Here is a 9,902-nt window from a genome sequence, read left to right on the forward strand (position 1 = left end):
GAATCGCACGTACTGGGAACACGGACGTCCGAGTACTCCGTCTCGGCGAACAGTTCCGAGAGTGTCGGGTTGTTGACGCCGAGTTGGAAGACGTTCTCTACGAGGTGGTCACCCCACGACGCGGGCTCTTCGTGTATCGTTCGGACGATGTCGGCGGTCCCACCGAAGACCGACTGGACTCGCCGTCGTTCCGATTCGTCGTCGACGAGCGAGAAGAGGGCGTCCAGACAGCGCTCGAACCGGCGTCTCGCCCGCCGTTCGGATTCGACATCGAGGAGTCGCTGGAGGAACCGCGTCGACCACGTCTCGTGGACGGTCCGAACGCGGTCTGACTCTGCGTCGCCGAACGTGGAGTAGAGGACCGAGCGTTCGAGTTCGTCGAGTGCCGACTCGACGACCGATTCGTCGTGTGTCGATTCAGCCAGCGCGTACGCGAGGGGAACGTCGACGTCGATTCCGGAGGCGTTCAGGAGATTGACGAGGACACCGACGTCGACGGCGAGTTCTTCGTCGACCGCCAGAAGGTCCTCGTAGACACTGTCGATGTCGTCGAGTAGCGTCGTCGGGGCCGAATCACCGTAGGAGGTGGGTTCGACGTGCCGCGCGAGGCGATGGAAGAACAGGTACATCTCTCCCGGGGCGAGTTCGTCTTCTTCGCCGGGGAGGAACTCCTCGGGGTCGAGGTCGATTGTGCGACCAACCGTCTCTTCGAAGTGCTCGACGATGCGTTCGCGTTCGCGGGCGTCGACCGGGGGGACCGACACCACGTCGATTGCCTGAGTCCGGTGTGATTCGAGGCGGGCAGACCCGCGGAGGTGGCCCTCACGCCACTCGTTTTCACGGCTGTCGAAGAGGAACGTCACCCGGTCGTCGTCGGCGAACTCACGGACGAGTTCGAAGATATCGCTGGCCTCGCTCCGCGTCGCGTCTTCCACGACGACGAGCGTGTGCCCCGGCGTCTCGGCGAGATACGCCGAGAGGTGTGCCGTGGCGGAGAAGGGTTCTCGCCGGCCACTCTTCCGATAGAGGACAGTACCACGCTCGCTCTCGTACCAGCGAGTGGCGACAGACATACACACCGTACTCTTTCCGGAACCGGGCGGTCCGACGACGACGTGGTCGTCGCCGGCACGGAGTCGTTCGACCACGTCGTCAGTGACGTTCTCGCGGCCGTCGGACGTCGGTCGTTCACGGTCGAGTGCGTAGCCTTTGCGGACTTCGGCGAGGTCGAATCCGGCGCGCCAGCACGCGAGTGGTGCCGAGACGCCGACGCGGTCGAAGTACTCCGGTGAGAGGCGGACGAACCCCTGCGACTGGAGCGTCGTCGGGAGTGGTGTCCCGCAGTCCTGTGTTTCACTCGCTGCACGCGGGTCGGTCTCTGACGCTCCAGCGGGGACTTCGGCCACGTCGGGTGGGTCACTCGTATCTGATCCACCGTTAGGTGTGATTCCACCTAGGTCGGTCGTCTCACCACCGACTGGCGTCTCGTCGGCTTCGCCGTCGAGTTGTCCGTCGAGGTCGAAGGGAGTCGCCTCGTTCCAAAGCGACTGTGCACGGGTCCGTCCCCACTTCACGCTCTCGTCGGACGTGTTCTGTATCACACACCGCGGGTGTCTGTCGGCGTCGTAATCGACAATCGTCAGGTGCGGTGTTCCGTCGACGGCCGTGAGCAAGAAGGAAAATGGTGGGACCTCTCCGGTACGAATCGCGCAGTTGTCGACGGTGTGAATCGTCTCGAGGAGGAGCGGAGACTCTCTCCACATGGCCGTGACGACGGGTTCGGGCGCGAGGATGCGACACGAGTGTCCGTCGGAAATCCATCGCGTCAAGCGCTCCATGTACGCGTGATTCGGTCGTCGAGCGAAGACGAACGTGCCGTGACTCGTCGACGCGAGTTGCGCGCCGAGTTCCTCGATTGGACGATCGGGAGACGTGCTGACCGTCTGCTGGACGTCGGCACCGAGGAGTACCGAGAGAGGAAGTGGGTAGTCTGCGGCCTCTTTGGAGAGAATCGAGTCCAGGTCGAGGAGGTCTGAGAGGTCGTCGTGACACGACTGGAAGAGTGTCAGTACGTACCTACCCTTCAGCGAAGTCGAAAAGCTACCCTGCCGTTCGACGACGAGGCCAGACGCAGTCAGGTCACGGATGGCCCGGTCCACAGTCGACCGAGAGTAGCCGAGGTGGTCGGCCAAGTCGCGTTTGTCGAGGCTATCGTCGTCCAACGCCCGGAGAAAGTCGAACCGGTCGAAGACGAGTTCGAGATGGTCGGTCACGTGTTCGTTCTCAGATGTCATCGTACCCCCAACTCGGCCGGCCTGCCCAGACTCGACCGAAGGTCTTGCTGGTACTGTATTGCACACCGGTATCAAAACCCTTGGTTGTCGGACGAATCCCCTCAATATTCTGGGATGTGACTACCTCACCCGTTCTGGGGGGTCGCGGACACACTCCGAAGAAAAGTAATCGTTATACGCCGTGTGGCCCATGCCGAAACCATGCAACGACGCGCCGCGATCATCTCCGTCGTGTTCTTCCTGGTCATCGGTGCCGGTGCATACTCGCTCATCGCGACTGCATCGACGCCGTCGATCAGTTTCGAGAACCCCGAGTACTCGCTGGCACAGGGAGACGAGTTCTCCGTCCCCGGCAGTGACCAGACGTATACAGTGTCGTCGATCACCGAGGAAGAGGAATCCGGCGGGCACGGTGGCGGCACCACCCTCGTCCGTTCCGGTGAACTCTCCTACGTGAACGAATCAGCCCGTTTCACCGAGACGTGGGACAACGCGAGCACCGTCACGCTCGACGGCACGGACTACCGTGTCGAAATCGCCAACGTCTCCGACCCGTCCGAAGCGACGCTCGTCGAACTCCGAAACGACACGGCCATCCTGCAGAACGACCCGAACGCCGACAACGAGACGGTCACTCGTGACGGTGAGCGCTACGTCGTCGTCAACGAGTCGACGCTCGTTCCCGCCGACGAATACTTCCCGGCCAACGAGACGCGCACCGTCGCCGAAGGTGACTCCTTCGACTACAACAACGAGTCAGTCACCGTCGCCGCAGTCGAACCGTCGGCTGTGACTCTCGAGTGGTTCGCCGCCGAGGAGAACACCATCGGCGTCGACGACGAGGCGAACGTGACCATCGGCGACCAGCAGTACCTCGCGTACTTCCCTGACGGAAGCACGATGGTCCTGACGCAGGACTACGAGAGCTACGAAGCACAGCAACAGAGCATCGAGGAGTTCCACCTCTTCGAGAACGGCCTGTGGGGTGTCACCATCGTCTCGTTCACGACGATTGTCCTCCTCGTCGGCATGGCGTTCCTGCCGTCGCGGTACTGAACACGCCACTCACCGTTTTTCGCGCCCACTCGTCACGCCGAGCCACGCGAGTCCTGCCCCGATTCCGACGGCGACGACTGACCCGAATATCTGCAGTGCGATGCCGACGGCACCCATCGCGGTGTAGCGCCACGGCATCCCGACGAGCGTCGCCACACCGACGAGTGCGACGAAGACACCGACTGCGACTACCATCCACGTCACCAACCCGGCCGTCGTTTCTCGTATCATCGTAGCTGATACTTCACTCCGTGAGAACAAAAACTGGGTGGCGTCGTGACTAGCTGACGTTCGGGCCGAACGTCGAAATCGCTGCGAACAAACTGTTCTCGGTGGAAGTGTTGTTCGAGACGAAATAGAGGGGTTCTGTCCTCGACAGAACCAGTCAATGCTGGAACTCCGACTTACCGGCGGAAGAAGTCGAAGAGTGAGTAGTCGTGGTCCGGTTTGTAGGTGCGGAACAGGAGACTGTTCGCGAGCACCGACACCGACGAGAACGCCATCGCGCCGGCGGCGAAGACCGGTTGTAGGAGGCCGAGCGACGCCAGTGGAATCATCGCCGTGTTGTAGCCGAGCGCCCAGAACAGGTTCTGTTTGATCTTCGAGAGCGTCCCCTCGGAGATGCGGATGGCCTTCACCACGTCCTGCGGGTCGTCGCGCATGAGCGTCACGTCTGCCGCCTCGATGGCGACGTCGGTGCCCGACCCGAGTGCGGTGCCGACGAACGCCGCGGCGAGGGCGGGCGCGTCGTTGACGCCGTCACCGACCATCATGACTTTGCGACCGTCGCGCTGGAGTGATTCGACGGCGTCGGCTTTGTCCTCGGGGAGGACGCTAGCGCTGACGTTGTCGGGGTCGATGCCGACTTGCGCGGCGACGGCGCGAGCAGTTCGCTCGTTGTCGCCGGTAATCATGTGGACCTCGGTACCGCGTTCGCGGAGGGCGCTGACGGCGGCCTTCGCAGTGTCTTTCACTTCGTCCGCGTCGGCGACGATACCGGCGAGTTCGCCATCGACGGCGACGAGCATCGCAGTCTTCCCGTCTTCTTCGAGGTCACGGAGTGCGTCTTCGGCGGGTGCCGGGTCGACGCTCTCGTCCGAGAGGAGTTTGCGGTTGCCGACGAGGACAGTCCGACCCTCGACAGTCGCGCGGATACCGTGTCCGGGGACGTTCTCGAAGTCCTCGGGGTCCGAGAGGTCGATGCCGCGGTCTTCCGCCCCTTCGACGATGGCGCGTGCGAGTGGGTGTTCGCTGTTCCGTTCGGCGGAGGCGGCGTACCGAAGTACGGCCGTCTCGTCGAGTGCCTCGTCGTCGGCGGTGACGACGCCCGACCCGTCGGCGGCGGGGCCGAGTGCCACCACGTCGGTCAGCGTCATCTCGCCTTTCGTGAGCGTCCCCGTCTTGTCGAAGACGACTGTCTCGACGTCTTTGACGCGTTCGAGGATGTCACCACCCTTGAACAGGACGCCGTTGCGGGCACCGATGGCCGTGCCGACCATCGTCGCTGCCGGCGTCGCGAGGCCGAGGGCGCACGGACAGGCGATGAGGACTGCCGACGCGAAGACGACGACGGCGAACTCGAACGTCGAGACGCTCCCACCCGCGATGGCGGGACCGCCGGCGACGAGTCCCCACAGCGGAAGCGACTGGACGAACCCGGCCAGTGCTTCGGGGAACAGGAACCAGACGCTCCCCCAGAAGAGGGCGTTGACGATGACTGCCGGCACGAAGTACGCCGAGATGCGGTCGGCGAGGTTCTGAATCTCGGGTTGGCGACCCTGTGCTTCCTTGACGAGCGAGACGATTTGTTGAATCGCCGTCTCGGACCCGACTTTGGTCGCTTCGACCACGAGGACGCCGTTTTGGTTCACCGTCGACCCGACGACTTCGTCACCCGGTTCCTTCGAGACGGGCACCGACTCGCCGGTGACCATCGACTCGTCGACGGCGGAGTCGCCTTCGACGACGACACCGTCGGTGGGAATCTTCTCACCGGGTCGGACCTTCATCCGGTCGCCGACTTCCACCTCGTCCAGCGGGACTTCACGTTCGGTGCCGTCGTCGGAGACGAGCGTCGCGGTGTCCGCTTCGAGTTCGAGGAGCGTCCGAAGTGCCTCGGAGGCTTGTCCCTTCGAGCGCGCTTCGAGGAAGTTCCCGAGCGTGATGAACACCAAGATGAGCGCGGCGGTGTCGAAGTAGAGACTCCCTGCGAGGAGGCCGACGAGGACGGCGACGGAGTAGAGGTACGCCGTCGAGGACCCCATCGCGATGAGCACGTCCATGTTGGCCGTGCGGTTGCGCACGATTGCCTTGTAGGAGTTGACGTAGAACTCGCGGCCGAGGACGACCTGTACGGGCGTCGCGAGGGCGAACGCAAGCCATCCCATCGGGATGCCCGTCCCCGGAATCGTCTCCGGGAGGCCGGACGCGGTGAACAGTTCGAGTGCGAGCATCACCAACAGCGGCGTCGACAGTGCCGCACCGAAGAGGGTCAGTCGTCTCTGGCGACGTATCTCTTCGTTTCGGGCCACGTCGCGTGCGTCTTCACGCTCGCCGTCGTCGCCGGTGCCGTCTTCGTCGTCGCGGATAGGCGTGTAGCCGGCGTCTTCGACGGCCTGATACAGGTCGTCCAGCGTCACGTCGGCGGGGTTGTACGTCACGAGGGCCTCGTCGGTGGCGAAGTTGACTTCCGCGTCGACGACGCCGGGAAGCGACTCCAGCGACTTCCGGTTCGCGTCCGCGCAGTTCGCACAACTCATCCCGGAGATGCCGATAGACCGTGTCTCCGAGACGGCCTCGTACCCCGCCATCTCGATGGCGTCGTACACTTCGGCGAGCGATACCTCATCGGGGTCGTACTCGACAGTCCCCTCGTCGGTGGCGAAGTTGATGGTCGCCTCCGACACCCCATCGAGGGATTCGAGCGTGTCCCCGACGGTGCGCGAGCAGTTCGCGCAACTCATGCCGCGGATGTCTAGATGTGCCGTTCGGCTACTCATTACGTAGGTATACGTGCCCCTCTCTTACCTGAATTGTGCCTTACGGACCGGGAAAATTGTGGCGTCTAACTTTCGATTCGAAGGTGAGAATTGAGGCCGAGTTTGGAAGTGACCCCACTCAGTCGTCGTTCGAGTTCGCGCCCGCTTCGAGGCGGTCGTACCGCGACTCGAAGCGGTCCAGACAGGACGAACAGCAGAAGTGGTAGAGTGTCCCGCCGATGCGGGCGCTTTCGCCTTCGCTCGTGACGGTGTTGCCACACTCGGCGCACTCCAGTGCGAACCCGGTTCCGTTGACCGTCGGCGTCCACTCGGCGGATTCGACGAGGCTGACCTCGTAGTCGCGGACCCGCGAGAGGTCTACGAGTTCGTTCAGTTCGACGCGCGTGGCGTCGCCGTCGAGTCTGGCGTGGAACGTCACCGTACCGTCTACCGACACGAACAGGTGTTCGACCTGGTCTGCACCGCGGAGGATATCGCGCACCTCGTCGACGAACTCCGGGCGAACAGAGAGGCGGACGAGGACGGGTGTTCCACCGGCGAGCGTCGATTGGTCGAGGTCGACGGTGAACCTGCGGATGATGCCCTCTTCGCGGAGTCTGTCGATTCGGTCGGAGACGGCAGGGGCGGAGAGGCCAACGTCGTCGGAGATGTCGCTGAACGACCTGCGGGCGTCTTCGGCGAGGAGTTCGAGGATTCGAAGGTCCGTTTCGTCGAGGTCACGCATGTACCGTCGCTTACGAGCCACAACTGCATAGGTATTCCCCGAACATCGCTTTCGATTCTAAAGTGTCGCTGGCGACTGAGCCGGTCTTCCAAAAGAGCAATCGACAAAGGAGAGAAGACCGTACCATCGGACGATGAGTACGACCATCACCGTCACCGGTATGACGTGCGAACACTGCGAAGGGCGCGTCGAAGAGGCACTCGCCGGCGTCGCCGGCGTGACCGACGCCACAGCGGACCGCGAGGCAGACAGCGCCACCATCGAAGGTGAGGCCGATATCGACACACTCGTCGCTGCAGTCGAAGAAGCAGGCTACGACGCGAGCGCCTGAAACGGGCGAATCGACTCCTTCACTGCCGCTTTTCGACGACTCTACCTCAACGGCTAACTCCGGGGAGTCGCTACGTTCGACTATGCGCGCCCGGTCGTGGACGATGGTGCTGTTCACGTTCGTCGTCGGATTGCTCGTGTCTCTCGGCGTCTACAGACTCGTCGCCGTCGGCGACGTCGGTGACTTCGCCAGAAACCTCGGCATCGCTGCCCTCCTGACCGTCTTCAGTGTCGCGTTGCTCCGAAACTGGGATTCACAGGCGATGTAAGTACTGCCTCCCCTCGCCGGTGTGAGAGGAAGACAGCCACCACGTTGCTTAGTCGGTCGATTCGGCGGGAGGGAGCGACAGCACGACTGCCTCTCCAGTGAGCACTGTCTCGTCTGTCTCGGCGACCGTCTCCACGCGAACTTTGTCGTCGCCGAGGTCCTCGACGACGGTCACGGTCACCGAGACTGTCTCACCCGGACGCACTGGCTTCAGAAACTGCACGTCTTGGGAGAGATAGACGATTTCGCCGGGAAGGTCGGCGAGTGCGGCACTGACCGCGCCCGCAGAGAGCATTCCGTGTGCGATTCGACCGCCGAACATCGACGCGTCGGCGCGTGCGTCGTCGAGGTGGAGGGGGTTCGTGTCTCCGGTCACCTCGGCGAACGCTTCGATTCGCTCGGTCGTCACGTCGAGTGTCGCGCGAGACGTGTCGCCGACGGTTGCGATTGCCATACGTGAGAGACGAGTCGACCTCCCTTCTACGTCGGGGTTGACATGTGGACCACTCACACGAGTGTGGTCTCGACAGGAGAGTCCCTCGGGACTGGGACCCCGAGGGTGGCACGGGGTATCGGAACGGGGCAGGTGTGTGCTGCCGAACGCACGTGATATCGCCGCCGCCACGCTCCGTGTCACATGTCGTCGACGTATCCAATCAATGGGCGGGTTGGTATGTGAAGTTCGCCGGGAGCGTCACGCGTAGTCGTCGACGTGGTAAAAACACGTCGAGGAGAAACCGGTTGACTCGACCGAAGAAGAACGGTGGCTCCGCAGCGAACGGTGGGATTCAGTCGTTCGACCCCGGCCCACTGCTGCCGGTGATAGAGGTGACTGCGTTGAGAATCGAATGCAACTTTGTGACGACGCTTTCGCCACCGAAGCCGACGACCCCACTGAACCCGTCGCGGTCGTAGTGGCCGCGGGCCGCCCCGAGCCACTCACCGAACCGCTTGAGACCTCCGGTGACCCCGTTGTCGAAGAACAGGACCACGACTAGCAGCAGGATGCCGAACGAGAGTTCCCAGTAGGCTTCAAGCAGTGGGAATTGTCGGATGAACCACCGGAGATACTCGAAGGTGATTGCACCGATAATCGGTCCCAGGAACGAGTAAGGTCCACCGATGACTGTCACGAGCACCGGTTCGGCCGAGGCCGTCCAGTGGACGGACCCGGAGGTGATACCGCCTCCGTGGATTATCAACATCGCCCCGGCCAGCCCCGTGAAGGCACCCGAGATGATGAACGTCTTCCAGCGGTGGCGTTGGACGTTCACGCCAAGTGCCTGGGCCCGCTCGGGGTTCTCCCTGAGCGCCTGACAGACCGTCCCGAACGGCGACCGGACGATTCGCCACAGGGAGTACACTGCCATCGTCCCGATGAGGAGACTGATGTAGTAGTACGGTCGCGGGTGGAGGAAGTGCCGCAGGTAGAACTCGATACCGAAGATATCGACCGTCCCGATTTGTGAGAGGAAGTCCAGACCGTCGGAGCCGTTCGTGACAACGTCCAGTGGCATCACGGCAGCCAGGTGGTCGTACTGGACGATGACCCAGATGGCCATCGAGAACGACAACGTGACCATCGCGAAGTATATCTCCTCGAGCTGGACCGAGAAGTAACCGACAATCACTGCTAGGATACCGGCGGCAATCACGGCCAGTAGCAGTGCAAGCACGAAGTTCACGAGCACCGAGACTCCACCGAAGGCCGAATCGAGGCCATAGGCTGGCACCACGCGCAGGAAGAACAGCGCAGCGGTGTAGCCAGCCGCACCGACGAACATCGCGTGACCAAACGACAGCAGCCCGGTGTAGCCGTACAGGAGGTTGAAGGCGACTGCCAGCACACCGATGAGCAGCGCACGGGTCAGCAAGTCAACCTGCAAGGCTGGGAGCACCCACGGGATGACGACCAGCACCGCCATCGCCGCGGCTACCCAGAGCCGCTTGCCTTCGAGCCGCAACTTCTGGCGAGCGTTGGCAGACATTCCGCGCTAGAGTCCCGGCGGGAGGCCAGAACCTTCGAGCAGGCTGGTGGCCTTTTCCCGGGACAGGGTCACTTGCTTGTTGTTCGAGAGACCGAGACCGTCGTACGGCACGTCGTCGTCTGAACTGGAAACGCCGAGTACGGACGGAGCGCTGGCCTGGTGGCTCTTGGAGCTCATCGTCCAGGACCCCCGTGGGCCACTGATTTCGATGCCTTCGAGCTCGCTGACCACGTCGCCGGTATC

At 62.9% G+C, this 9,902-nt stretch carries 9 protein-coding genes and 1 pseudogene; 3 read left to right on the forward strand and 7 right to left on the reverse strand.

Features of this window, described 5'->3' with window-relative positions:
* The coding region (locus tag AUR66_RS01560) for a P-loop NTPase (RefSeq protein ID WP_157532956.1) at window positions 1–2,294 on the reverse strand (2,294 nt) is incomplete at its 3' end.
* A gap of 201 nt (window positions 2,295–2,495) precedes the next feature.
* Here AUR66_RS01560 and AUR66_RS01565 point away from each other — a divergent pair.
* Window positions 2,496–3,350 (forward strand): hypothetical protein, encoded by an 855-nt coding sequence (locus AUR66_RS01565; RefSeq protein WP_058570772.1) that lies wholly within the window; start codon window positions 2,496–2,498, stop codon window positions 3,348–3,350.
* A 9-nt stretch (window positions 3,351–3,359) separates the two neighbouring features.
* Here the strand turns inward: AUR66_RS01565 and AUR66_RS01570 are convergent, their stop codons facing one another.
* The 3 genes from AUR66_RS01570 to AUR66_RS01580 all read right to left on the reverse strand — a co-directional run bounded on the left by AUR66_RS01570 (window position 3,360) and on the right by AUR66_RS01580 (window position 7,073).
* On the reverse strand, window positions 3,360–3,581 hold the full coding sequence (locus AUR66_RS01570; protein WP_058570773.1) for a hypothetical protein: 222 nt from the start codon (window positions 3,579–3,581) through the stop codon (window positions 3,360–3,362).
* 173 nt (window positions 3,582–3,754) lie between these two features.
* A complete protein-coding gene (locus AUR66_RS01575; RefSeq protein ID WP_058570774.1) occupies window positions 3,755–6,349 on the reverse strand; it encodes a heavy metal translocating P-type ATPase in 2,595 nt (864 codons plus the stop codon).
* 118 nt (window positions 6,350–6,467) lie between these two features.
* Window positions 6,468–7,073 (reverse strand): winged helix-turn-helix transcriptional regulator, encoded by a 606-nt coding sequence (locus tag AUR66_RS01580; protein ID WP_058570775.1) that lies wholly within the window; start codon window positions 7,071–7,073, stop codon window positions 6,468–6,470.
* Between the two features lie 133 nt (window positions 7,074–7,206).
* On the opposite strand from AUR66_RS01580, the gene AUR66_RS01585 reads away from it, so the two are divergent.
* Both AUR66_RS01585 and AUR66_RS01590 read left to right on the forward strand, forming a co-directional pair.
* On the forward strand, window positions 7,207–7,404 hold the full coding sequence (locus AUR66_RS01585) for a heavy-metal-associated domain-containing protein (protein ID WP_058570776.1): 198 nt from the start codon (window positions 7,207–7,209) through the stop codon (window positions 7,402–7,404).
* 82 nt (window positions 7,405–7,486) lie between these two features.
* On the forward strand, window positions 7,487–7,672 hold the full coding sequence (locus tag AUR66_RS01590; RefSeq protein ID WP_058570777.1) for a hypothetical protein: 186 nt from the start codon (window positions 7,487–7,489) through the stop codon (window positions 7,670–7,672).
* A gap of 48 nt (window positions 7,673–7,720) precedes the next feature.
* Here AUR66_RS01590 and AUR66_RS01595 read toward each other — a convergent pair whose 3' ends face one another.
* The 3 genes and pseudogenes from AUR66_RS01595 to AUR66_RS01605 form a co-directional block, all read right to left on the reverse strand.
* Entirely contained in the window at window positions 7,721–8,125 is a 405-nt protein-coding gene (locus tag AUR66_RS01595; protein ID WP_058570778.1) for a MaoC family dehydratase, read from the reverse strand.
* Window positions 8,126–8,459: 334 nt separating this feature from the next.
* Window positions 8,460–9,659: a branched-chain amino acid ABC transporter permease gene (locus AUR66_RS01600; RefSeq protein ID WP_058570779.1), complete on the reverse strand. Its 1,200-nt coding sequence runs from the start codon at window positions 9,657–9,659 to the stop codon at window positions 8,460–8,462.
* Window positions 9,660–9,665: 6 nt separating this feature from the next.
* Window positions 9,666–9,902: pseudogene (locus tag AUR66_RS01605) on the reverse strand (hypothetical protein); the annotation flags it as partial.

This window comes from Haloferax profundi (assembly GCF_001469865.1).
Taxonomy (GTDB): domain Archaea; phylum Halobacteriota; class Halobacteria; order Halobacteriales; family Haloferacaceae; genus Haloferax; species Haloferax profundi.